This is a genomic window from Saccharopolyspora endophytica, assembly GCF_018070075.1.
Classification (GTDB): domain Bacteria; phylum Actinomycetota; class Actinomycetes; order Mycobacteriales; family Pseudonocardiaceae; genus Saccharopolyspora; species Saccharopolyspora endophytica.
This window is the reverse complement of record NZ_JAGPXE010000002.1, coordinates 228,613-252,292: the sequence shown is the minus strand read 5'-3', so window position 1 is coordinate 252,292 and position 23,680 is coordinate 228,613. Positions and strand designations below refer to the sequence as shown.

Below are 23,680 nucleotides of genomic sequence, written 5' to 3'. Positions count from 1 at the left end.
CTCGTGCCTGAGCACACCTTTCGACTCAACGGTGAACAGGTCACCGTCGACGTCGCCGACGACGTGCGGGTGCTGTGGGTGCTGCGCGACCTGCTGGGCGTGACCGGCCCGAAGTACGGCTGCGGCATCAACGTCTGCAAGGCATGCACCAGCCACATCAACGGCAAGGCGTTCAACCCGTGCTCGGTCTCGGTCGGCGACATCTCCGCCGAGGACGAGATCACCACGATCGAGGGCCTGCCCGACACCGTCGACGCCGAGCTGCACCCGATGCAGCAGGCGTGGCTGGACCAGGACGTCGCGCAGTGCGGCTACTGCCAGCCGGGCCAGATCATGGCGGCGGTGGCGCTGGTGCGCCGCGCTGCCGCCGGGGGACGCCAGATCACCGAGGCGGACCTCGACTCGATCCGCAACATCTGCCGCTGCGGCACGTACTTCCGGATCCGCGAGGCCATCAAGGCGGGCGCGGAGAAGATGTGACGCGTGGGGCGGTCGGGACCTCAGGTGCGAAGTCCCGACCGCCCCGCCCTCGCGAATCTGGCCATCACCGCAGGTGAGAGCGTTATCCTGGAGGTGCTGGCGGGCGCTCCGCGCTGGCACGTGGAGCGTTCGAAACCCCGCGCGGCGGAGCCTCCGGTCCCAGCGGCCGGAGGCTTCCGCCGCTCGCGGTCAGCCTCCGAGCAGCTTGTCGACCTGCTGGTGCACGGTCAGGACCGCCATCACGCCGAAGAGGATGATCGACCAGACGAGCGCGCCGAGGCGGACGCCGGAGACGCGGATCTGGGCGGGCAGCATCTTGCGGTTGATGGCGATCAGCAGGCCGGAGTAGATGAACATCATGACGCCGTTGGTGCAGGCCGAGATGATGGCCAGCAGCAGAGGCTGCCCCATGCCGACGGCGATGACGACCATGCCGGTCACGCACAGCGCCCAAACCAGGATCGCGTAGACCTTGCTCTCGGAGGCATCCGGGAAGTAACTCGTCTTGAGCACGTCCGCGGCGAGCCGGCAGGTGTAGTCGACGATGCCCAACGCCGCCGCGAACAGCGAGAACGCGCCCACGATCCAGAAGAAGTAGCCGAACCAGCCGCCGGCCATGGCCGACATCTTCTCGCCCTGGATGCGCAGGAACGACACGTCGTTCTCCAGCCCGGGGTGGCCGAACACGGTGCCGTAGGCCAGCAGCGACATGAACATGATGGACAGGAACGTGATGAGCACGAAGGTCATCAGCTGTTCCTTGTTGGCGAAGCGCCACCAGGCCTTCCAACGGTCCATGTTCTCGTCGGTGGCCGGGAAGATGAACCCGGCCTGCCCGCGGGCCTCGGTCTCCCCGGTCAGCGGGGAGACGATCTTCGGCACGTAGTGGCCCATCCCGAAGCCCTTGTCCCGAATCCAGTTGCTCTGCACGAGGTTCTGGCCGCCACCGGCACCGGCGAACGCCAGAGCGCCCATCAGCACTGCGAAACCCAGCTCCGCGGCGGGAAAACCGGGCTGCGTGACCACGGTGGGCAGTGCCTGCCAGGTCTCGGCGCCGATCACGAACAGCGCGCCGATCGCGATGAGCAGCACGATCGCCGCGACCTTGAGCATCTCCGCGCGCTCCAGCGCGGTGTAGACCGCGGGGGCCAGAGTGAGGATCAGCCCCACCAGCAGCAGGATTCCCACCGCTACCAGGGATTTGTCGCCGCCGATCGCGTAGGTGATCAGCGTGGCCGAACTCGTCGCCCACGCGGGCCACAGGTTGGCGAAGAGGGCCATGATCGCGAACACCAGGCCCCAGTGCTTCCACAGCCGGCTGAAGCCGGTCACCGCGGTCTCGCCGGTGGCCAGGGTGTAGCGCTCGATCTCCATGTTCAGGAAGTACTGCGTGACCAGGCCCAGCAGCGCCGCCCACACGAAGGTCAGCCCGACTTGGGAGGTGATGTAGGGGAAGAGGATGAACTCACCGGTGGCCAGGCCGACACCGGCCGCGACGATGCCCGGGCCGATCAGCCGCCACTGGTTGCGCGGCGGCGCCGGCAGGTCGCGCACCTGCGGCTGCGGGATGTGCTTGTCGGGGAACGCCCTCTCCGGGCTCAGCGGGCTCGCCTCTTTGCGATCTGCCATCGTCGGCACCCTTGCTCGTGGTTGTCCTTGTCCTGAGGAAGGGCCAAGGTAAGCGCCCGAACAACAACCACGCGGAAAAGTAATACTTCTGTCGCCTGCACCCCTCGCGGGTGCGTTGTTGAGCGAGCAGGGACCGTGCTGCTTTCAGGCGGTGGCCAGGTTTTTCCCGCTCTGATCCGGCAGAAGGGACCCGAGCTCGGACGTTTCAGCCCGTCACCGATCGTCCAGGGCTTTCGAGGCGGAGTCCTTGGCCTTCACCGCTCGCTCGTGGTCCTGGCGCGCTGCTTTGAGGTCGCGGCGCCGGTCGCGCAGCTCCGCATCGGCGTCGGCGAGCTCCTCGCGGAGGCGTTCGCAGCGCTCCTGGGCCTCCTCGCACGCGGCTTCGGCGCGCTGGAGGGTTTCGTTCGCGGCGTCGAGGTGTTCTTCGGTGTCCCGCAGCCGGTGCCGCAGCTCCACCAACTTCGCCTCGCCGGTGTCCTCGCTCTTCGCGGGACGCTTCGCTCGGGGTTTCCGGGCAGTGGACTGCCTGCGGATGGCTGCTGCGGCGAGGTCGTCGAGGCCGAAGCCGCTGTACTCCAGGGGCTTGGTCAGCGTCGCCTCCTGGACTTCGGCCGCGGCCTCGGGGTCGGAGAGCGCGGCCGTGAGGGTGTGCGAGACCTGCTCGCGTCCGGCTGGGGCGAGCTCGTGCCCGCGTTCGGCGGCCAGCTCGACCGCGCGGCTGGTGAGGCGGTCGAGCAAGCGGGTGCGTTCGGCGGCCAGGTCGCGGAGCTCGTCGCCGCGCAGTTCGCGCTGGGCGTTGCGCAGCCTCTCGCCGAGGTCGTGCAGGGCGCGCAGCTCGCCCGGTTCGCGGTCGGCCAGCAGGTTCACCGCCCAGGCCGCCGTGGTGGGTTTGCGCAGCTTCTTGATCCGGTCGGCCAGCTGGGCGTCGCCGGACTCGCGGGCGCGCGCGGCCGCGGCGTCCCGGGCGGTGACGAATTCCACCGGGTCGCCGGTGCGCAGTTCGCGAGCCACTTGTCGCAGGTCCACAACCTCAACGTGCCACCAGTGGACTCCGCGCGCGAGATTCGCGTTGGCGAGATCGTCCGCGCACGGGCAGGCTGGAACCATGACGGCATTGGAGCGTCCTCGCAACGGAAAGATGATCGCCGGCGTGTGCGCGGGCCTCGCCCACCGGTTCGGCCTGCCCGTGTTCCTGGTGCGGCTGGCCTTCGTGATCTCCTGCGTTCTGCCAGGCCCGCAGTTCATCCTCTACATCCTGCTGTGGATCCTGCTGCCGAAGGCCCGCTGAGGGTCACACGCGCCTTCCGGAATCTCTGCGCCCGGAAGGCGTTGTACCCGGGGTGAGTCCTCGTCTGTCAGTGCTGGACCGCTCGCACGTCCCGGTCGGCGGTAGCGCCCAGGAGGCGCTGCTGGAGACCGTGCGCTTCGCGCAGGAGGTCGAGCGGCTCGGCTACCACCGGATCTGGGTCGCCGAGCACCACGGCGTGCCCGGCGTCGCCGGAGCCGCCCCGACCGTGCTGGCCTCGGCGGTCGCCGCCGCCACCAGCCGGATCAGGGTGGGAACCGGCGGCGTCATGCTGCCCAACCACCAGCCGCTGGTGGTCGCCGAGCAGTTCGGCGTGCTGGGGTCGCTGTTCGGCGACCGCATCGACGTCGGGCTGGGGCGGTCGCTGGGGTTCACCGGCGGTATCCGCAAAGCGCTCGGCGCCGAGGACGCGAACCGCTTCACCGAGCAGCTCACCGAGCTGCTGGCCTACCTCGACGGAGGAGTCGCCGGCGTGCACGCGGTGCCCGCCGAAGGACTCGACCTGCCGGTGTTCGTGCTGGCCACCCGCAACGCCTCCAGCGCCGCCGAGCTCGGCCTGCCGCTGGTCATCGCCTCCCCGCTCGGCGAGCAGAAGATGCTGCGCACGATCGACGAGTACCGGCAGAACTTCCGCCCCTCCCGCCGCACGGCTGAGCCCTACGTGGTCGTCGCCCGCTCCATCGCGGTCGCCGACACCACCGAAGCCGCCCGCCGCCTGCTCGTCCCCGAGGCATGGGCCGGCGTCTGGTCGCGCACCAGGGGCGAGTTCCCACCCCTGGACGACCCGGACCGGATCCTCGCCCGCGACATGACCGACCGGGAGCGCACCCACTTCACCCGCGCGATGCAGGGCCACACCTACGGCACGCCCGACGAGGTCGCGGTCGCCGTGAAGGACCTGGTCGCCCAGACGGCCGCCGACGAACTGCTGGTCACCACCACGGCCCACGACCCCGACGACCGCCTCCGCTCCTACCGCCTCCTCGCGCCCCTCATCGGGTGACCGACGCCGTCCCGAGGGATTCGAGGTTGTCGCGGAAGCGTCCGGGGCTCTGCAGGGCTCGTTCGATCTCCTCCAAGCCGCGGCCCTTGGTCTCCGGCACCAAGCGGTAGACGAACACCCAGCACACGACGTTCATGACGGCGTAGGTGGCGAACAGTCCGGTTCGACCGATCGCCTCGATCGTGCTCAACGCGGTCAGCGCGATGAGCAGGTCGAACGCCCACACCGCCACCGAGGCCAGGCTCATCGCCAGCCCGCGCACGCTCAGCGGGAACACCTCGGGTCCGATGAGCCAGACGACGACCTGGATGCTCCCGCCGTTGAAGGCGATGTAGGCGATGAGCCCCACCACGACCAACCACTGCGCCGAAGTGGACAGCTGCGCAGGCACGAACGCGAGGGCCAGCACCGCCATGCTCGCCGCCGAGCCGGGCAGCAGCCACAGCAGGATCTTCCGGCGGCCGACCCGGTCGACCAGCAGTGTCCCCAGACCGGCCGAGACGACCAGGGCGATGCCCACGCCGACGCCGGTCAGCATGGCCGACGAATCGCCGAAGCCGGCTTCGGACAGCATCGTCGGCGCGTAGTACACCATCGCGTTGATCCCGGTGAGCTGCGAGAACATCGCGATGCCCAGACCGACGAGCAACGCCGGGCGGACCCAAGGGCGCCGCAGCTCCCGCCAGCCGCCACCGCCCTCCCGGCTTTCGACCTCCTGGATCTCGGCGAGCTCGGCCTCGATGTCGGCCTGCCGACCGCGCACGCGCCGGAGCACCCCGCGCGCGTCATCGAGCCGCCCGTGCTTGATCAGCCAGCGCGGGCTTTCCGGCAGGAAGAGCATCCCGAGGTAGAGCACGACGGCGGGCAGGGCGGCCAAGGCGAACATCCAGCGCCAGCCACCGTGGTCGGCCAGCCCGTATCCGACCAGGTAGGAGATGAGCTGGCCGACGGCGACCATCAGCTGGAAGAAGACCATCAGCCCGCCGCGGATCCGGGCCGGTGCCAGCTCGGCGATGTAGACGGGCACCATTCCCGACGCGCCGCCGACCGACAGGCCGAGCACGAAGCGCGCGAGGATCAGCGACGGGACGTCCGGTGCGAAGGCGGCCGCGACCGCGCCGAGGGCGAACACGGCCGCCACGGCGAACAGCACCCGGCGACGGCCGATCCGGTCGGCCAGGCCACCGGCCAGCAGCGCGCCGACGATGGCGCCGACGAGGATCATGCTGGTGACGAGTTCCTTCATCTGGGCGCTGAGCGCGAACTCATCGCTGATCAGCAGCAGCGCGCTGGAGATGATGCCGGTGTCGTAGCCGAACAGCAGGCCGCCCAGTGCGGAGATGGCGGCGATGACGTAGATGATCGGGTTCCAGGTGGGGGCGGGTCTTGACTCGGTCGGTGGCATGACGAGGTGGGTCCTTTCTGGCTGCGGCGTTGGAGCCAGCGCGCCTGCGGCGCGGGCGGGGCTGGTGCCGTCGAGCGGCGGCGGATCTCAGTCGTGGCCGAGGTAGACGGTCTTGTGCCGGAGGTAGCGCCGGTAGCCGTGCTCGCCGTCGTCGCCTCCCATCCCGGAGAGGTTCCAGCCGCCGTGGAAGGCGTGGAGCTGCTCGGGACCGACCCTGTTGACGTAGACCTCGCCGAAGGAGAGGTCGTCGACGGCGCGCATCGCGGTGCTCAGGGCGCCTGTGTAGACGTAGGCGGTCAGCCCGTAGTCGGTGTCGTTGGCCAGGTCGACGGCCTGCTCGTAGTCGTCGACGGGGATCACCGGCAGCACCGGGCCGAAGACCTCGTCGCGCACGATCTCGGCGTCGTTGCCGAGCCCGGTCACCACGGTGGGTTCGAACCAGTGGCCTCGTTCGAACTCCGCGCCGTCGGGACGGCCTCCGCCGCAGGCGATCTCGCCTCCTGCGGCCACCGCTCGGTCCAGGTAGTCGCGCACCTTGCGCCACTCGGCTTCGCTGACCTTCGGTCCCAGGCGGCTGGTTTCGGACATCGGATCGGCCGGAACCACGCGGTTCATCTCCTCGACGAGCCGGGAGACGAACTCGTCGTAGATCTCGCGGTGCACGTAGGTGCGCTCGTTGCAGGTGCAGACCTGTCCGCAGTTCCACAGCCGGGCGGCCGCAGCATCGGTCACCGCCCGGTCGAGGTCGGCGTCGTCGAGGACGATGAACGGCGCTTTGCCGCCCAGTTCAAGGGAGACCGGAGTGACGGTCGCCGCTGCAGCGGCGAGGATCTCCTTGCCCGCCCGGGTCGAGCCGGTCACCGTGACGAGGTCGCTCCGCGGGCTGCGCACCAGCGCATCGCCGAGCGCGGGGCCGGAACCGGTGATCACGTTGACCACGCCGTCCGGAACACCCGCTCCGGCGCAGATCCCGGCCAACGCCAAGGCCGAGAGCGGGGTGTCCTCGTGCGGTTTGAGGACCACCGCGTTCCCGGCCATGATCGCTGGAGCGACCTTGCGCGCGAACAGCGCGGCGGGGAAGTTCCACGGGATGATCGCGGTGACCACACCGCAGGGCTCATCGCGGATCAGCAGCTGTTCGTTCGGCCGTTCGGAGGGCAGCACGGTGCCGGAGGGTCGGCGGTCGTAGGTGGCGTAGTAGTCGAACCAGGTTGCGGCGCCACCGATCTCGCCGCGCGCCTCACCGATGGTCTTGCCCTGCTCGGTGACCACGATGCGCGCGAGCTCCTCCTGGTTCTCGCGGATCGCGTCGGCCACCGCACGCAGCACCTCACCGCGCTCGACGCTGCTGCGGCGTGCCCAGCTCCGTTGGGCGCGGTGCGCGGCCAGCAGGGCGTCCTCACCCTCCTCCGGTCCGGCCTCGGCGACCTCGGTGACGACTTCGGCGGTCGCGGGGTTGAGCACGGGTCGGGTCCCGGAAGCGGAAATCCACTGCCCTGCGACGAAGATCGCGGGTTGTGCGGGCAGGAGTGGGAAGTTCATGATGCACCTCTCGCTGCTCGGGTTCAGGACGTGACGATGCCGCCGTCGACGTTGTAGGTCTGGCCGGTGATGTAGTCCGATCCCGGGCCTGCGAGGAAGACCGCGAGCGGGACGACGTCCTCGGGCCTCTCCGCACGTCCCAGCGGGATCGTCTCCGCGACGTCCTGGAAGTGGCGGCCGGGTTCCTTGCCCAGCAGCGCGCCGAACTGGCGATCCACCTCCTTCCAGTACGGCGTGTCCACCACGCCCGGCGCCATCGCGTTGACGTTGACGCCGTGGGGAGCCGCGGCCAGCGCCACCGACTGCGTGATCGAGATGACGGCCGCCTTGGAGGCGCAGTAGGCGGCGACGAGGGCTTCACCGCGGCGCCCGGCGATGCTGGCCAGGTTGACGATCTTGCCGCTGCGCTGCTCGCGCATCGGTTCGAGCGCGGCCTGGCTGGCGAAGAACACTCCGTTGACGTTGATCGAGAAGATCTGGTCCCACTCCTGCGGGGTGGTGTCCCACACCGGTTTGATCAGGCCGACACCGGCGTTGTTGACCAGGACGTCCAGGCGACCGTGCTGAGCGACCGCCTGGTCCACGACGGCCTTGCTCGACGCGGGGTCGGCGACGTCGAGGTGGGCGCTCTGCGCCGAGCCGCCGGCCGCCTCGATCTCGTCGACGACGGCCGTCGCTCCCTCCTCGTTGAGGTCGGCGACGATGACGTGGGCGCCTTCCGCGCCGTAGCCGAGCGCCATGGCCCGGCCCATCCCGGATGCGGCTCCCGTGATGATGGCGATCTTGTCCTGCAGCTGCATGGATCTCTCCTTCGATGACCGCGAGCGGAGTCGAACAGGCGTAGGAGACGTGCGGTGACCCGGCGGGCGTGCCGCCTGAAAGGCCTTGCCGTGCGGTCGCTCCGAGCGACCGGGTGGTGCGCAGGGCCCGTGACGGGTCCCGTTGGCATGGCAGTAAACGATGGAAAACGGGACTCGCGCAAGACTCGCGGGCGAAGAATTTTCCATCGATTACCGAAACGCGTCGTACGCTGGCACCGAAACCGACGCAGCAGACAGGAGCCCCACCAGTGCCCGACCCCGCCACGCCGCCACCCGACGCCGCCGGCCCCCGGCGCACGGCGGGCCTGAGCCTCAAGGACGTCGCGGGCCTGGCCGGCGTGTCGACCAAGACCGTCTCCAACGTGCTCAACGACCGTCCGCACATCTCCGCAGGCACCCGCCGCCGGGTCGAGGAGGCCATCGCCGAGCTCGGCTACCGGCCGAACCCGGCCGCACGCCTGCTCAAGCAGGGGCGGACCGGTGTCATCGCACTGGCGATACCCGACATCGAACTGCCCTACTTCGCCGAGCTCGCGGCCGCGGTGCACCGGGTCGCCGAGAGGTTCGACTACACCGTCCTGCTCGACCAGACCGGCGGCGACGAGGACAAGGAGAGGTTGGTGGCCACGGGATTCCGGGCGCACCTGATCGACGGCCTGATCCTGAGCCCGCTGTCGCTGCAACCGGAGGAGCTGCTCGACTGCGCCGCGCGACGCCCGACGGTGCTGCTCGGCGAGCGCTTCTACGACGTGCAGGTCGACCACATCGCGGTGGACAACGTCGCCGCCGGCCGGGATGCCGTCCGGCACCTGCTGTCCCGGGGGCGCGAGCGGATCGCCATGATCGGCGAGGACGAGTTCTACGCGGGCCCGGCCGGACTGCGGCAGCGCGGCTATGTCGAAGCCCTGTCCGAAGCGGGCTTGGACGTCGACGACGACCTCGTCCTGTCCGCCGGACTGTTCCAGCGCATCGACGGCATGCGAGCCACCCAACGGCTGCTGGACTCGGGCACGCCGTTCGACGCGATCTTCGCCTTCAACGACACGCTGGCTCTGGGCGCGATCCGCTGCCTGCACGACCACGGGCTAGCCGTGCCCGATGACGTGGCGGTCGTGGGTTTCGACGACGTCGAGGAGGGGCGGTTCAGCACCCCGCGGCTGACCACGATCGCCCCGGACAAGGAGCAGATCGCCGAACTCGCCGTCACCCGCCTGATGGGCAGGCTCCGCGGCGACCTGGACGACTCACCTCAGCTTTTCTCCACCGCCCACCGCCTGGTCGTGCGGGAGAGCGCCTAGCGCGGCGGGCCGGTCGAGCCCCGTTCCACGACCTCCGGCTCGCCCGGCACGACCACGTCGTGCGGCACCTCGCCCGCGAGCTGTGCCAGCAGCGCGTCCACCGCGCCGGCACCGAGTTCCTGCAGCGGCATGGCGATCGTGGTCAGCGGCGGGTCCTGGTACTCGGCGAAGGGCAGGTCGTCATAGGTGATCACGGATACGTCGTCGGGAACCCGATGCCCCCGCTCGCGAAGGGCGTGCAGCACGCCCACGGCCTGGGGCAACGTGCTGGCGTAGAGCGCGGTGAGCGGTCCCGGCTCCCGCAGCAGCAGACGCGTCGCCTCGGCACCCCCGGCCTCGCTGAACTCGGCACGCGCCACGACCGGCTCCGGCAGGCCCAGCTCGTGCGCGGCGGCGAGGAACGCCTCTTCGCGGTCACGACCCGACGAGGTCTCGACAGGCCCCGCCACGTGGCCGATCCGGCGATGCCCGAGCTCGGCCAGGTGGCGCGCGGCGGCCGCGCTCGCCGAGCCGACGTCGACGGTGACGTTGCGCCCGGAGCCGTCGACCGCGCGGTTGACGAACACGTGCGGCACGCGCTCCAGCTCAGCGGTTTCCAGCAGCCGATGTCCCGGACGCGCCGAGGCGATGAGCAGCCCGTCCACCCTGCCCGACCCGACGAGGTCGGTGAAGGCCGAGTCGGCCTCGGTCTCCGGCGTGTCCTCGGCCAGCAGCACCACGTATCCGAGCTGCCGGGCTCGCCGGTAGGCGCCGCGGATGACCCGGGAGTACACCGGGTTGGTCAGGTCGGGGATCAGCAGCGCGACCGCCTTCGCCCTCGCCTGCGAGAGGGCCACGGCGCCCGCGTGCGGGCGGTAGCCCAGCCGCTGCGCGGCGGCCACCACCCGGCCGCGGGTCTCGGCCCGCGCCGACAAGGTCGGATCGTCGTTGAGCACGCGCGAGGCCACCGACTTGGTCACCCCGGCCAGCTCCGCGACGTCGCTGAGGCGCACGCGCCCGCGCGCAGCCTCGGGAGTTCGCCGGTCCACCCGCACCTCCGCTCGTCTCGGGACGCCATTGTCGCACGGAGAAAACCGGTTTTCTGAAGCGATGCAGCCCTCCGCGGCGGTTGACTCCGCCCGGTTCCGGGCTGTTACCTGGCTCGAAATCGAGAAAACCGGTTTTCTCAAGGCATTTCCGCATTCCAGCGGGAAGGGGTCGCAATGGCCACGATCGATTCCGTGCAGGCGGACCTGTACCGGGTTCCGCTCGCCTCGGCGCTCACCGACAGCACCCACGGCGAGATGGTGGACTTCGAGCTCATCACGGTGCGGGTGCGCGACGCCGACGGCGCGGAAGGGCTCGGCTACACCTACACGGTGCACGCGGGCGGCGCAGCGGTGCACGCGATGGTGCAGCACTACTTCGCGGACCTGCTCCTCGGGCGCGACGCCGACGAGATCGAACGCCGCTGGCAGGACATGTGGTGGTTGCTGCACTACGGCGGCCGCGGCGGCCACGTCACCTCGGCGATCTCCGCGGTGGACATCGCGCTGTGGGACCTCAAGGGACGGCGATCCGGACTTCCGCTGTGGCGGTTGTTCGGCGGTTACGACCCGCGAGTCCCGGTCTACGCGGGCGGGATCGACCTGGAGCTGCCGCTGCCGGAACTGCTGGCGCAGGCGGACCGGTTCCAGGACAACGGCTTTCGCGCCATCAAGATGAAGGTCGGACGAGCGGACCTGGCCGAGGACGTGGAGCGGGTCGCCGCGATGCGCGACCACCTGGGATCGACGTTCCCGCTCATGGCCGACGCCAACATGAAGTGGACCGCCGACCAAGCGGTGCGCGCCGCCCGCGCGCTGTCCGATTCGGACCTGTTCTGGCTCGAGGAACCCACGGTTCCGGAGGACTTCACCGGACACGCGAGAGTGCTCCACGAGGGCGGGGTTCCGGTCGCCACCGGCGAGAACCTGCACACCCTCGACGAGTTCCACCGGGCGATGTCGGAGTCCGCGGTCTCGTTCCCGGAACCCGACGTCAGCAACTGCGGCGGCTACACGGTGTTCCGCAAGATCTGCGCGCTGGCCGAGGCCCACCACCTGCCGGTCACCTCGCACGGCGTGCACGACCTCACGGTGCACGCCCTCGCCGCCGCACCCAACCGCACTTACATGGAAGCCCACGGCTTCGGCCTGGACGCCTACCTGGCCCAACCGCTGCACATCGACGACGGCCACGCGGTGGCTCCCGAGCTGCCGGGGCACGGCGTCGCCCTCGATTTCGACCGCCTCGAAACCCTCCGCGCCTGACGCCCGGGAGACCGCCATGACCAGACCAAGACCGGCCGAGCCCGCGGAGACGACCGCGCGTCGCGGCCTTCCCGGGATGCGCTGGGCCGTGCTCGGCACGAACATCGGTGTGCTGGTGCTCAACTACGGCGACCGCGCCGCCCTCGGCGTGGCCGCGCCGCTGATCATGGCCGAGTTCGGGTTCAGCCAGACCACGATGGGCCTGATCATGAGCGCCTTCGCGCTCACCTACGCGCCGGCGTGCTTCCTCGGAGGCGCGCTGTCCGATCGGTACGGGCCGCGGCGGGTGATGGCGGGCGCGGTCATCTGGTGGTCGTTGTGGACGGCCGCGACCGCCGTCTGCTTCAACGTCCTCACGTTCGTCGTGCAGCGCCTCATGTTCGGCCTCGGCGAAGGCCCCCAGGGTGCGGTGACCGCGCGGACCATGGCCAACTGGTTCCCCAAGCGCGAGTACGCGACGGCGGTGGGCCTGTCCTTCGCCGCCAACCCGCTCGGCGCGGCCATCGGAACCCCGGTCGTGACGGCGCTGCTGGTGTGGTCGGGCCACACCTGGCAGATGCCCTTCCTGGTGCTCGGCGGTGTCGGCGTGCTCGTCGCGGCCGCCTGGTACGCGGTGCTGCGCGACCGGCCGGAACAGCACCCGCTGATCACCGACACCGAGATCCGGCACATCACCTCCGGTGCGCTCGCCCGACCCCCGGAGACGGACGAGGCGCCGCCGGTGCGCCACTACGTCCGCCAACCCGCCGTGCTCGCCAACGCCTTCGCCTTCTTCGGGTTCAGCTGGGTGCTGTTCATGTTCCTGTCGTGGTACCCGGTCTTCCTCACCGAGGAGCACGGCATCGACCTGGAGAACCTGGCCTGGGCCGGTGCGCTGCCCTGGATCGCGGGAGCGATCGGGACCGCGCTCGGCGGCATCATGTCCGACCGCATCGCGCGCCGCACGCAGGCGCCGTTCGCGGTGCGGCGGTGGTCGGCGGTGGTGTGCCTCGGCGCCGGTGCGCTGCTGTGCCTGCCGGTCGCCGCAGTCGGCGGCACCTTCTCGGCCGTTGCGCTGCTGGCCGCCGCCCTGCTGCTGCTCTACCTGAGCAACGCCCAGTTCTTCGCCCTGGTCGAGGACTGCGTGCACCCGGCTCGTCTCGGCGCGGTCACCGGTTTCGTGCACTTCTGCGCGAACCTCGCGGCGATCGTCGCCCCGGCCGCCACCGGATTCCTCGTCGACCGCCTCGACTCCTGGCCCGCGGCCTTCGGACTCGCCGGCGGCCTCGCCCTGGTGGGTGCGCTCGCGCTGGCGGTGGTCCGCCGTCCGCAACCCACCACCGCATGACCGTCACACGGGAGGGAAGACCATGTCGTCTGAGATCGCCGTCGTCACCGGAGCCGGTTCCGGCATCGGGTACGCAACGGCGCAGGCCCTGGCTGCGGACGGGTTCCGCGTGCTGGCCATCGACATCGACGCGGAAGGCGCGCAGCGAGCGGCGAGGTCGGTGCGCGACCGGGGTGGTGAGTCGATCGCCACGGCCTGCGACGTGCGTGACGCGGAGTCCTTCGCAGCGGCGCTGGAGGAATCCCGGCAGCGCTGGTCCGCTCCGCCGACGCTGCTCGCGAACGTGGCGGGCATCGGCGTGGCCGCCTCGGTCACCGAAACGGATCCGGACGACTGGGACCGCGTGCTCGGCGTCAACCTGACGGCTCTGTTCCACACCTGCCGGGCGGTGCTGCCGTCGATGGTCGAGGCCGGATCGGGCGTGATCGTCAACGTGGCCTCGGTTTCCGGGCTGGTGGGTGTCCGCAACCGCGCCGCCTACTGCGCTTCCAAAGCGGGCGTGATCGGGCTGACCCGGTCGATCGCGGCGGACTACGCACACCTGGGCATCCGCGCCAACGCCATCTGCCCCGGCACGGTGGCCAGCGAGTGGATCGACAAGATCCTCTCCAACGCCCCCGACCCGGAGGCCGCGCGTCGGCAGATGGAGGACCGCCAGCTCGACGGGCGGATGGGCACCCCGGAGGAGATCGCGAACGGGATCGCCTTCCTCGCCGGTGCTCGCTTCGCCAACGGCAGCGCGTTCGTCATGGACGGCGGCATGACCGCGGTCTGAAACCCGATCTTCGACCACGAGAGAAGGAAGTTCGCTGTGCACCTGGTCAGCTACCTGGACAACGGAACCGAAGCGCTGGGCCTGCTCGTCGACGGGCACGTGGTCGCGGCCCGCGACTGCGATGCGCAGGCGCCGACGACCATGCGCGAGCTGCTCGACACCCCGGAACGCGGTCTCGCCGTCCTGCGGGCGGCGAGACCGACCGGCGGCAAGCCGATCGACGAGGTCGACCTGCTCGCACCGCTCCCCCGCCCCACCAACGTGCTGTGCGTCGGTCGCAACTACCGGGAGCACGCCGAGGAGGAAGGTCAGAACGCACCGGAGGCTCCCGCGCTGTTCCTGAAGACCACCACCTCGGTCGTCGGCCACCGCGACGACGTCGTCTGGGACCCGACCTACACGACCCAGGTGGACTACGAGGCGGAGCTGGCCGTGGTCATCGGCAGCACGGCGCGTCACGTCGCCGCCGACCGGGCGCTGGACCACGTGCTGGGGTACACGTGCCTCAACGACATCAGCGCCCGCGACCTGCAGTTCGCCGACCTCCAATGGTCTCGCGGCAAGTCGCTGGACACCTTCTGCCCGATGGGGCCCGCGCTGGTCACCCCCGATGAAGTGGGCGATCCGCAGCGGCTGGAGATCCGCTGCCTGCTCAACGGGGAGGTCGTCCAGCAGGCCAGCACCGCCGTGATGCACCACTCCGTCGCCGAGGTCATCGCCTACTGCTCGCGAGCGATGACGCTGCATCCCGGCGACGTCATCGCCACCGGAACCCCCGGCGGCGTGGGCATCTTCCGGCAGCCACCGCTGCTGCTGCGCGACGGCGACGTGGTCGAGGTCGACGTCGAGCGCATCGGCAGGTTGGTCAACCGCTGCCGGACCACCAAGCCCCTCATCGGCTGAGGCCGCGTCGGACGTGGCCTGGGGGGTGGTGCTCTCGGTCGACGTCGCGGCGGTGGCTGGAGTCGAGCTGCCAGGGGACGCTGACGACGACCACGCCGGGTTCGAAGCGCAGCCGCCAGGTCAGCCGCAGGGCGCTCTGGTTGTGCAGCAGCCCCTCCCACCAGTGGCCGACGACGTAATTTGGGATGTAGACGCACACCAGGTCACGCGGTCCGGAACGGCGGAGCTCCTTGATGCGGTGCACGAGCGGTCGGGTGATCTCCCGGTACGGCGACTCCACGACCTCCAGCGGGAAGTCGATGCCGAGGCGTTCCCACTCGCTGCGCAGCAGGTGCGTGTCGGACTCGTCGACCTCGACGGTCAGCGCGGTGAGCGTGTCCGGCCGGGTGGCGCGGGCGAACGCCAGCGCGCGCAGCGTCGGTTTGTGGACCGCCGACACCAGGACGACGGCGTGCACCCGGCTCGGTGAGGGCAGCTCCCCGGACTCCGGTTCCAGCTCGCGGCGGACCTGCCGGTAGTGCCGGTGGATTCCGCGCATCAGCAGGAACAGCAGCGGGATCGCCAGCACCACGAGGTAGGCGCCGTGGGTGAACTTGGTGGCCAGCACGACGCACAGCACGGTGGCCGTGAGCACCGCGCCGACCGCGTTGATCAGCCGCGCCCGGTGGACCCGCCCCCGGTCGCCCTCCCCTCGACGCAGCTCGTGGTTCCAGTGCCGCACCATGCCCAGCTGGCACAGCGTGAACGACGCGAAGACGCCGACGATGTAGAGCTGGATCAGCGCCGTCACCGACCCGCCGAAGGAGGCGATCAGCACCGCCGAGACGACGCCCAGCACGATGACGCCGTTGGAGTGCGCCAGCCGGTCACCGCGGGTGTGCAGCTGACGCGGCAGGTAGCGGCGCTGCGCGAGCAGCGAACCGAGCATCGGGAAGCCGTTGAACGCGGTGTTGGCCGCCAGCACCAGGATCAGCGCGGCCGCGGCCTGCACCACGTAGAACATCACGCCGCCGTCGCCGAACACCGCCGCGGCCAGCTGCGCGATCACGGTGCGCTGACCGCTGCTGCGGCAGTCCCCGGGGAACCCGATCAGGTCGCACGGGTTCTCCGCCACCCGCACCCCGGCGACCACCGCGAGCGCGGTGACACCGCTGAACAGCCCGATCGCCAGCCCTCCCATGATCAGCATGGTCCGCCCCGCGTTGCGCTCCTTGGGACGGCGGAAGGCGGGAACCCCGTTGGAGATCGCCTCGACCCCGGCCAGCGCGGTGCACCCCGAAGCGAAGGCGCGCAGCAGCAGGAACAGCAGGGCGATCCCGGTCAGGTCGGTCTGCTCGGGCCGGATGCCCCAACCGGCGCTCTCGGCCACCGGCGGATGACCGACCGCCGCCTGCACGAGCCCGACCACCACCGTCAGCCCCATCGACGCCACGAACAGGTAGGTGGGGACGGAGAACGCGCGGCCCGACTCGCGGGCGCCGCGCAGGTTCACCGCGACCAGCAGCACGACGACGCCCACCGCCACCCACACCCGCGACGGGTAGAGCGCGGGGACCGCCGACACCAGGTTGTCCACGCCCGCGGCGACCGAGACGGCCACCGTCATCACGTAGTCCACCATGAGCGCCGCGGCCACCACGAGGCTCGAGTTCCGGCTGAGGTTGCGGGCCGCGACCTCGTAGGACCCGCCGCCGCTGGGATAGGCGTGCACCACCTGGCGGTAGGAGGCGACCACGACCGCCAGCAGCAGCACGACGCCCAGTCCCACCCACGGCGCCAGGTGCAGCACCGCCAGCCCGCCCAGCGACAGGATCAGCAGGATCTCCTGGGTGGCGTAGGTGACCGAGGACAGCGGGTCGCTGGCGAAGACCGGCAGCGCGAGCCGCTTGGGCAGCAGGGTCTCGCCCATCCGGTCGCTGCGCACCGGAGGTCCGAGCACGAGACGCTTCGCCACCTGCCGAAACGAGGCCATCGCCCCAGGCTAGGTTCGCCTCCGCGCCCCCACCGACGAACTACTGCGTCCGAGTGGTCTCCCGGATTTCAGTGGAACTCGACGTCCCGATTTCCACTGAAACCCCGAACCCGACTTCCACTGAAATCGGGGACCCGGCTTCCGCTAAAATCCGGTTTCCTCGGAGTGGGGTGTCGAGGGGTTATTTGCGTTCGAGGACTGCTTTGAGGAAGCGTTGGGTTCGTTCGTGCTGGGGGTTCTGGAGGATCTGGGACGGGGGTCCGGATTCGATGACCGCGCCGGAGTCGAACATCAGGACGCGGTCGGAGATCTCCTCCGCGAAGCGCATCTCGTGGGTCACCAGCAGCATCGTCATGGCCGTGGTGTGCGCGAGGTCGCGGATGACCGCGAGGACCTCGCCGATGAGCTCCGGGTCCAGCGCGGAGGTGACCTCGTCGAACAGCATCACCTTGGGACGCATCGCCAGGGCCCGGGCGATGGCGACCCGCTGCTGCTGACCGCCGGAGAGCTGCCCCGGCTTGTGCGACATGTGCTTCTCCAGCCCCACCAGCTGCAGCAGCTCGACCGCTCGCTGCCCGGCTTCGTCGCGGCCCATGCCCAGCACCTGAACCGGCGAGAGCGTCACGTTGTCCAGCACGGTCATGTGCGGGAACAGGTTGAAGTGCTGGAACACCATGCCGATCGTGCGCCGTACCTCGGCCTGCTTCTTCGCATCGAGCCGGGCGCCTTCGCGGCAGTCCCACAGCGGTTCCCCGTCGACCTCGATCAACCCGGTGTCGGGGTTCTCCAGGGTCATGAGCAGCCGCAGGATGGTGGTCTTGCCGGAACCGCTCGGTCCGATGATGGACACCTTCTCCCCCGGCGCCACCGTCAGGTCGAGTTCGCGCAGCACGTGGTTGTCCCCGAAGGACTTCCCCACGCCGGAGAAGGAGATCATCGCGTCATCTGGGGTGGGCAAGACGCAGCTCCAATCGTTTGATCAGCCTCGCGGCGGGCAGGCTGACCGCCAGGAACAGCAGGGCGGCGATGGTCATGGGTTCCAGGTAGCGGTAGCTGCTGGAGCCGATGGCCGTCGCGTGGCCGAGCAGTTCGAACACCGTGATGGCGTGCAGGATCGCGGAATCCTTGAACATCTGCACCAGGTAGTTGCCCAGCGCCGGGATGACGTCGCGGATCGCCTGCGGAAGCACCACGAACCGCCAGCGCTGCCAGTTCGACAGGCTCAGCGCGGTGCACGCCTCCCACTGCCCGACGGCGACGCTCTGGATTCCCGCCCGGTACACCTCGGCGGTGTAGGCGCTGTAGTTGAGGCCGATGACGACGATGCCGGTGATCATCGGCGAGAACTGCACCCCGATGCCGGGCAGCACGAAGAACGCGAAGTACGCCTGCACCAGCAGCGGCGTGCCCCGGACGAACAGCACGTAGAAGGTGAACAGCTTGCTGATCACCGGCACCTGGGAGTAGCGCACCACGGCCACGAACAGCCCGACCACCAGCGCGATCGCCATGCCGACGAGCGTGATCTGCACGGTGATCCACAGCCCTTGCAGCAGGAAGGGCACGATCTGCGCGGCGAACGACCAGTCCCAGATCACGACGTCACCCGCCGATCCGGCAGGACGCGCTGCCAGAAGCTCTGCGCCTGCGCCGGCCGGGTCGGGTCGACGCGCCGCTCCAGCCACGAGGAGCCGAGCGAGAGGACGTAGGCGACGACGAAGTAGAGCACCAGGATCGTGCCGAAGACCGCTGCCGTGGCGCCGGTGGTGTTGCGGACCATCTGGGCGGTGAAGGTCAGGTCGGCGACGGTCACCAGCGACACCAGGGAGGTGTTCTTGAGCAGGTCGACCATCACGTTGCCGAAGGGCGGGATCATCGCCGGAACCGCCTGCGGCAGGATGACGAACCGCATCCGCTGGTAGGGGCTCAGGCTCAGCGCGACGGCACCTTCCCGCTGGCCGCGCGGCAGGGCGGTGATCGCGCCGCGCACGATCTCCGCGCCGTAGGCGCCTTCGTTGAGGCCGAGCGCGAGGATCGCCGCGGCGAACGGGACCAGCTGGATCCCGAAGAACGGCAGTGCGAAGAACAACCAGAACAACTGCACCAGCATCGACGTCCCGCGGAAGACCTCGATGAACACCGACGCCGGCCAGCTCAGCCAGCGGCGGTGCGACATCCGCGCGATGCCGGCGGCGAAGGCGACCACCACCGCGAGCACCATGCCTGCGATGGTGAGCGCGATGGTGATGAGCAGACCTTCGCCGAGCAGCGGGAAGTAGGGCAGGATCTGCGACATTCGCGGCTCAGCCCGGTACGGCGCAGAGCTGTTCGCGGGTCACGGATCTCGCGGCGTCCCCGGAGAAGCCCCACTTGCCGAGGATCTGGTCGAACTCGGGCGTGGCCTTGAGCGCCTTGAGCTGCTCGTCGTAGGCGGCGACCAGGTCGGCGTCGGCCTGGCGGAAACCGGCGCCCGAGCCGGTCTGCTGCACGTCGGTGATGGCACCGGTGATCTCGATGCCCTCGGTCTTGAGCGCGTTGAGCGACAGGGTCGGCAGGAAGAACGCGTCGGCGCGGCCCGCCTGCACGGCTTCGATCCCGCTGCGGCCGTCGGGGATGTTGACGACCTGCGAGGCCGGGACTCCGGCGGTTTTCAGCGCGCCGTCCTCGAAACCGCCCGGCAGGACGGCGATCTTCAGCGCGGGATCGGCTTTCACGGCCGCGATTCCGGTGAGCTTCTTCGGATTTCCCGCGGGCACCGCGAACGATTCGGTGGACACGATTTCCGGTTCCGAATAGCGGATCTGGCTGCACCGCGACTGCTTCATGAACAATCCGGCGGCGATGATGTCCCACCGGCTCGCGTTGAGCCCCGGAATCATCGATTCGTAGGGGGTGACGATGCCTTCGATGCGGGGCACGCCCATGCGCTTGAGCACCGCGGCGACCACGTCGGGCTCGGCTCCGGTGACGCTGCCGTCGGGGTTGATCTGGGTGTAGGGCGGCTCGTTGGCGATCGCGATTCGCGCGTATCCCTGCTGCTTGAGCCGGTCCAAGGTGGATCCGGTCGGTTGCCCGGAACCGGGCTGGGTGAAGGTGCACCCGCCGAGGAAACCGGTGACGGGCACCGCGAGTGCCGCCGCTCCACCGGCGCGGAGCATCTGCCGTCGAGAAATTTCGGTCCTGCGCATCGGCCCAGACCTCCCTGATACATCGCCCATTCGAGTGATGCGGTTGGGCAGACGGTAAGTCGCCCCTTTGGCCCTGTCAACGCGAAAACGGACCGTGACGTGTCACCGATCTGTTTCCGCGAATCACGCGAGATTGCCGAATCGAGACGCATTTCCAGCGCAAACAGCGGCACCCCGGACAGCCGCTCGAGATCCGGAGGAGTTTCATTCGGATGAATTTAGACACGGACGGGTGAAGATCGAAATTTAGCCGTGCACCGCCACGGCGACGCGTGATTGCCGCGCGATCTCCAGGTCCTCCCGCGCCCGCACCACGACGCTGCGTGCGGTGGCGCCGGCCGCGCTGATCTCGCCCTCGGTCGCGTGGATGTTGTGCGCCGGATCGATGGCCGCCCCCGCGAAGACCAGCGCCGAGCCCACGGCCGCGCGCACCGGCGGCTGGTGCTCGCCGATCCCGCCGGTGAACACCAGCAGGTCCAAGCCGCCGAGCACCGCCAGCATCGCCCCGGCGTGGCGCACGAGGCTGTGCCGGTAGACGTCGAAAGCCGTTGCGGCGTCGTGGTCGCCGTTCTCCCGAGCGTCCAGCACGTCGCGGAGATCGCCGTTCCCGCCCGCCAGCCCCGCGATTCCGGACCTCCGCGCCAGGGTCTCGAAGACCTCCTTCGGCGCGAGACCGCGGGAATCGATGAGCCAGCCGATGAGCCCGGGATCGACGCTGCCGCTCCGGGTGTTCATCACCAGCCCCTCCTCCGGGGTGAAGCCCATCGTGGTGTCCACGCAACGGCCGTTGAGCACCGCCGCCATCGACGCCCCGGCCCCGAGGTGGCAGCTCAGCACCTTCCCGCGCCCGGGGTCCAGGCCGGTCAGCTCCGCCCCGCGCCGCACCGCGTAGGAGTGCGACAGACCGTGAAAACCGTAGCGGCGCAGGGAATACCGCTCGTTCCACTCGCGCGGCAGCGCGTAGATCGCGGCGGCGGCCGGGAGTCGCGCGTGGAAGGCGGTGTCCACGCACACCACCGACGGCACGCGAGGCGCGATCCGCCGCGCCACCCGGATCCCGTCGATCGCGCGCGGCTGGTGCAGCGGCGCGAGGTCGGTGAGCGATTCCAGGTAGTCCTGCACCTCGTCGTCGACGATCGTGGCTTCGGTGATGCGATCGCCGCCGTGCACCACCCGGTGCCCGATGACCTCGGCGCCGTGCTCGTCGAGGAACTCCTCGATCGGCTCCGGCTCGCCACCCCAGTGCTCCACGTGCCGGTCGTCGACCAGCTCGTCGCCGTCGAGCAGGGCGAGCTTGAGGCTGCTGGAGCCTGCGTTGACCGTCAGCACCCTCACCGGCCCGGCCAAGACCACTCCCGGATCTCAGGCATGTCCTCCCCGTGCGTGGACACGTAGTGCCGGTGCTCGATCAGCTTGGTCTTCAACGCCTCCCGCGCGTAGGCGGCGCGCGGGCCGAGCCGGGGAACCCGGTCGATGACGTCGATGGCCAGGTTGAACCGGTCGATCTGGTTGAGCACGCACATGTCGAACGGCGTGGTCGTGGTGCCCTCCTCCTTGTACCCGCGCACGTGGAGGTTCTCGTGGTTGCTCCGGCGGTAGGTCAGCCGGTGGATCAGCCACGGGTAGCCGTGGAAGTTGAAGATCACCGGGCGGTCCCGGGTGAACAGGCTGTCGAACTCGGCGTCGGACAGCCCGTGCGGATGTTCCCGCTCGCCCTGCAACCGCATCAGGTCCACCACGTTGACCACCCGGATCCGCAGGTCCGGGAACTCGCGCAGCAGCAGGTCCACCGCGGCCAGGGTCTCCATCGTGGGCACGTCGCCCGCGCAGCCCATCACCACATCGGGATCGCCGTCGTCGTCGCTGGAGGCCCAGTCCCAGATGCCGATCCCCTTGGTGCAGTGCACCACCGCCGACTCCATGTCCAGGTACTGCGGCGCGGGCTGCTTCCCCGCCACGACGACGTTGATGTAGTCGCGGCTGCGCAGGCAGTGATCGACCACCGAGAGCAGGGTGTTGGCGTCCGGCGGCAGGTAGACCCGCACCACCTCGGCCTTCTTGTTCACCACGTGGTCGATGAACCCCGGGTCCTGGTGGGAGAAGCCGTTGTGGTCCTGCCGCCACACGTGGGAGGTCAGCAGGTAGTTCAGCGAGGCGATCGGTTGCCGCCAGGCCAGCCGCCCGGTGACCTTGAGCCACTTGGCGTGCTGGTTGACCATCGAGTCCACGATGTGCGCGAAGGCCTCGTAGCAGGAGAAGAACCCGTGCCTGCCGGTGAGCAGGTAGCCCTCCAGCCAGCCCTGGCAGGTGTGCTCGGAGAGCACCTCCATCAACCTGCCGTCGCGCGCCAGCGAGTCGTCGCCGGGCAGCGTCTCGGCGCTCCAGGTGCGCGCGGTGGCCGCCAGGATCGCGGCCAGCCGGTTGGAGTTGTTCTCGTCCGGCGAGAAGATCCGGAAGTTCCGCTCGTTCTCGTTCAGCCGCATCACGTCCCGCAGGAACCGGCCCAGGACGCGGGTCGCCTCACCGGAGCTCGCACCCGGCTGCTCCACCTCGATCCCGTAGTCCCGGAACTCCGGCAGCCGCAGGGCCCGCAGCAGGTGTCCGCCGTTGGCGTGCGGGCTGGCGCTCATCCGGCGATCGCCGGTCGGGTTGTGCTCGCGGATCTTGCGCACCGGAGCGCCCGAGGACTCGAACAGCTCCCCCGGCTCGTAGCTGCGCAACCACGACTCCAGCTGCCACAGGTGCTCCGGGTTGCCCCGCGGATCGGAGATCGGCACCTGGTGCGCGCGCCAGGTGCCGGCCACGTACTTGCCGTCCACGGTGTCGGGCCCGGTCCAGCCCTTCGGGGTGCGCAGCACGATCATCGGCCACCGGGGCCGCTGCTGGACGCCCTCCCGCCGCGACCGGCGCTGGATCGCGGCGATCTCGTCGAGGCAGCGGTCCAGCGTCGCGGCGAACAGGTGGTGCATCGGTGCCGGTTCGTCCCCGGCGACGAGGTAGGGCTCGTAGCCGAAACCGCGCAGCATGCCGAGCAGTTCGTCGTCCGGGATGCGCGCGAGGACAGCCGGGCTGGCGATCTTGTAGCCGTTGAGGTGCAGGATCGGCAGCACCGCGCCGTCGGTGACCGGGTTGAGGAACTTGTTGGAGTGCCAGCTGGTCGCCAGCGGACCCGTCTCGGCCTCGCCGTCGCCGATGACGCAGGGGACGATCAGGTCGGGGTTGTCGAACACGGCCCCGAACGCGTGCGAGAGCGCGTAGCCGAGCTCGCCGCCCTCGTGGATCGACCCGGGCGTCTCGGGCGCCACGTGGCTGGGGATGCCGCCGGGGAACGAGAACTGGGTGACCAGCCGCTTCAGGCCGTCGTTGTCCTGGGCGACGTCCGGGTAGATCTCGCTGTAGGTGCCTTCCAGCCAGGCCGCCGACACCAGACCAGGACCACCGTGACCTGGGCCGATCACGTACATCATGGCGAGATCGCGCATCCGGATGACCCGGTTGAGGTGCGCGTAGATGAAGTTCAGGCCGGGCGTGGTCCCCCAGTGCCCGAGCAGCCGCGGCTTGATGTGCTCGGGGCGCAGCGGTTCGCGCAGCAGCGGGTTGTCCATCAGGTAGATCTGGCCCGCCGACAGGAAGTTGGCCGCGCGCCACCACAGCTGCACCCCGTCGAGCTCCTGCGGCTCCAGGTGCTCGCTCACCGCCGGGGTCATCGTCCACCCCGCCTCGGACACCTGCGCGTCACT

Annotated in this window: 21 protein-coding genes; 8 read left to right on the top strand and 13 right to left on the bottom strand. The window is 69.9% G+C overall.

What is annotated here, in order from left to right:
• Positions 1-3: 3 nt before the first annotated feature.
• Complete coding sequence (locus KBO27_RS05295) at positions 4-480, top strand: (2Fe-2S)-binding protein (RefSeq protein ID WP_210968823.1); 477 nt, start codon at positions 4-6, stop codon at positions 478-480.
• A 189-nt stretch (positions 481-669) separates the two neighbouring features.
• Here KBO27_RS05295 and KBO27_RS05290 read toward each other — a convergent pair whose 3' ends face one another.
• Both KBO27_RS05290 and KBO27_RS05285 read right to left on the bottom strand, forming a co-directional pair.
• On the bottom strand, positions 670-2,109 hold the full coding sequence (locus tag KBO27_RS05290; RefSeq protein WP_210968822.1) for an Nramp family divalent metal transporter: 1,440 nt from the start codon (positions 2,107-2,109) through the stop codon (positions 670-672).
• 213 nt (positions 2,110-2,322) lie between these two features.
• A complete protein-coding gene (locus KBO27_RS05285) occupies positions 2,323-3,135 on the bottom strand; it encodes a hypothetical protein (protein ID WP_210968821.1) in 813 nt (270 codons plus the stop codon).
• A 79-nt stretch (positions 3,136-3,214) separates the two neighbouring features.
• Between KBO27_RS05285 and KBO27_RS05280 the strand changes: the two genes are divergently transcribed.
• Together KBO27_RS05280 and KBO27_RS05275 are read left to right on the top strand one after the other, a co-directional pair.
• Positions 3,215-3,397: a PspC domain-containing protein gene (locus tag KBO27_RS05280; RefSeq protein ID WP_132678695.1), complete on the top strand. Its 183-nt coding sequence runs from the start codon at positions 3,215-3,217 to the stop codon at positions 3,395-3,397.
• Between the two features lie 52 nt (positions 3,398-3,449).
• Entirely contained in the window at positions 3,450-4,418 is a 969-nt protein-coding gene (locus KBO27_RS05275) for an LLM class flavin-dependent oxidoreductase (protein WP_210968820.1), read from the top strand.
• Here KBO27_RS05275 and KBO27_RS05270 read toward each other — a convergent pair.
• The 3 genes from KBO27_RS05270 to KBO27_RS05260 form a co-directional block, all read right to left on the bottom strand.
• Positions 4,408-5,823 (bottom strand): sugar porter family MFS transporter, encoded by a 1,416-nt coding sequence (locus tag KBO27_RS05270; protein ID WP_210968819.1) that lies wholly within the window; start codon positions 5,821-5,823, stop codon positions 4,408-4,410. The two genes, KBO27_RS05275 and KBO27_RS05270, sit on opposite strands and share 11 nt — an antisense overlap.
• Positions 5,824-5,910: 87 nt before the next feature.
• A complete protein-coding gene (gene aldA / locus KBO27_RS05265) occupies positions 5,911-7,365 on the bottom strand; it encodes an aldehyde dehydrogenase (RefSeq protein WP_210968818.1) in 1,455 nt (484 codons plus the stop codon).
• A gap of 23 nt (positions 7,366-7,388) precedes the next feature.
• Complete coding sequence (locus KBO27_RS05260) at positions 7,389-8,165, bottom strand: glucose 1-dehydrogenase (RefSeq protein WP_210968817.1); 777 nt, start codon at positions 8,163-8,165, stop codon at positions 7,389-7,391.
• Between the two features lie 269 nt (positions 8,166-8,434).
• Between KBO27_RS05260 and KBO27_RS05255 the strand changes: the two genes are divergently transcribed.
• The gene (locus tag KBO27_RS05255) at positions 8,435-9,484 is read left to right on the top strand and encodes a LacI family DNA-binding transcriptional regulator (protein ID WP_210968816.1); all 1,050 of its coding nucleotides are present in this window, start codon (positions 8,435-8,437) and stop codon (positions 9,482-9,484) included.
• Here KBO27_RS05255 and KBO27_RS05250 read toward each other — a convergent pair.
• Complete coding sequence (locus tag KBO27_RS05250) at positions 9,481-10,512, bottom strand: LacI family DNA-binding transcriptional regulator (protein ID WP_210968815.1); 1,032 nt, start codon at positions 10,510-10,512, stop codon at positions 9,481-9,483. The genes KBO27_RS05255 and KBO27_RS05250 overlap by 4 nt on opposite strands.
• 174 nt (positions 10,513-10,686) lie before the next feature.
• Here KBO27_RS05250 and KBO27_RS05245 point away from each other — a divergent pair, with 174 nt between their 5' ends.
• Genes KBO27_RS05245 through KBO27_RS05230 form a run of 4 tightly spaced genes read left to right on the top strand, consistent with a single transcriptional unit; the run spans position 10,687 to position 14,780 of the window.
• The gene (locus KBO27_RS05245; protein WP_210968814.1) at positions 10,687-11,775 is read left to right on the top strand and encodes a mandelate racemase/muconate lactonizing enzyme family protein; all 1,089 of its coding nucleotides are present in this window, start codon (positions 10,687-10,689) and stop codon (positions 11,773-11,775) included.
• Positions 11,776-11,791: 16 nt separating this feature from the next.
• Positions 11,792-13,102: an MFS transporter gene (locus tag KBO27_RS05240; protein WP_210968813.1), complete on the top strand. Its 1,311-nt coding sequence runs from the start codon at positions 11,792-11,794 to the stop codon at positions 13,100-13,102.
• Between the two features lie 22 nt (positions 13,103-13,124).
• Positions 13,125-13,877, top strand: coding sequence for an SDR family NAD(P)-dependent oxidoreductase (locus tag KBO27_RS05235; protein WP_210968812.1), 753 nt, complete (start codon positions 13,125-13,127; stop codon positions 13,875-13,877).
• A 36-nt stretch (positions 13,878-13,913) separates the two neighbouring features.
• Positions 13,914-14,780, top strand: coding sequence for a fumarylacetoacetate hydrolase family protein (locus tag KBO27_RS05230; RefSeq protein ID WP_210968811.1), 867 nt, complete (start codon positions 13,914-13,916; stop codon positions 14,778-14,780).
• On the opposite strand, the gene KBO27_RS05225 is transcribed toward KBO27_RS05230, so the two are convergent.
• The 7 genes from KBO27_RS05225 to KBO27_RS05195 form a co-directional block, all read right to left on the bottom strand.
• Positions 14,770-16,752, bottom strand: a complete 1,983-nt coding sequence (locus KBO27_RS05225) for an APC family permease (protein ID WP_210968810.1) — start codon at positions 16,750-16,752, stop codon at positions 14,770-14,772. The two genes, KBO27_RS05230 and KBO27_RS05225, sit on opposite strands and share 11 nt — an antisense overlap.
• Before the next feature lie 181 nt (positions 16,753-16,933).
• Positions 16,934-17,689 carry an ectoine/hydroxyectoine ABC transporter ATP-binding protein EhuA gene (ehuA, locus tag KBO27_RS05220; protein ID WP_210969224.1) on the bottom strand — a complete coding sequence of 252 codons (756 nt, stop codon included), beginning with the start codon at positions 17,687-17,689 and terminating at the stop codon, positions 16,934-16,936.
• Between the two features lie 4 nt (positions 17,690-17,693).
• Positions 17,694-18,350, bottom strand: a complete 657-nt coding sequence (gene ehuD / locus KBO27_RS05215; RefSeq protein WP_210968809.1) for an ectoine/hydroxyectoine ABC transporter permease subunit EhuD — start codon at positions 18,348-18,350, stop codon at positions 17,694-17,696.
• Positions 18,347-19,048, bottom strand: coding sequence for an ectoine/hydroxyectoine ABC transporter permease subunit EhuC (ehuC, locus tag KBO27_RS05210; RefSeq protein WP_210968808.1), 702 nt, complete (start codon positions 19,046-19,048; stop codon positions 18,347-18,349). The genes ehuD and ehuC overlap by 4 nt, the downstream gene beginning before the upstream one ends.
• A gap of 7 nt (positions 19,049-19,055) precedes the next feature.
• A complete protein-coding gene (gene ehuB / locus KBO27_RS05205; protein WP_210968807.1) occupies positions 19,056-19,940 on the bottom strand; it encodes an ectoine/hydroxyectoine ABC transporter substrate-binding protein EhuB in 885 nt (294 codons plus the stop codon).
• A 246-nt stretch (positions 19,941-20,186) separates the two neighbouring features.
• Positions 20,187-21,287 carry an acetate/propionate family kinase gene (locus KBO27_RS05200; protein WP_210968806.1) on the bottom strand — a complete coding sequence of 367 codons (1,101 nt, stop codon included), beginning with the start codon at positions 21,285-21,287 and terminating at the stop codon, positions 20,187-20,189.
• Entirely contained in the window at positions 21,272-23,647 is a 2,376-nt protein-coding gene (locus tag KBO27_RS05195; protein ID WP_210969223.1) for a phosphoketolase family protein, read from the bottom strand. The genes KBO27_RS05200 and KBO27_RS05195 overlap by 16 nt, the downstream gene beginning before the upstream one ends.
• Between the last annotated feature and the right edge of the window lie 33 nt (positions 23,648-23,680).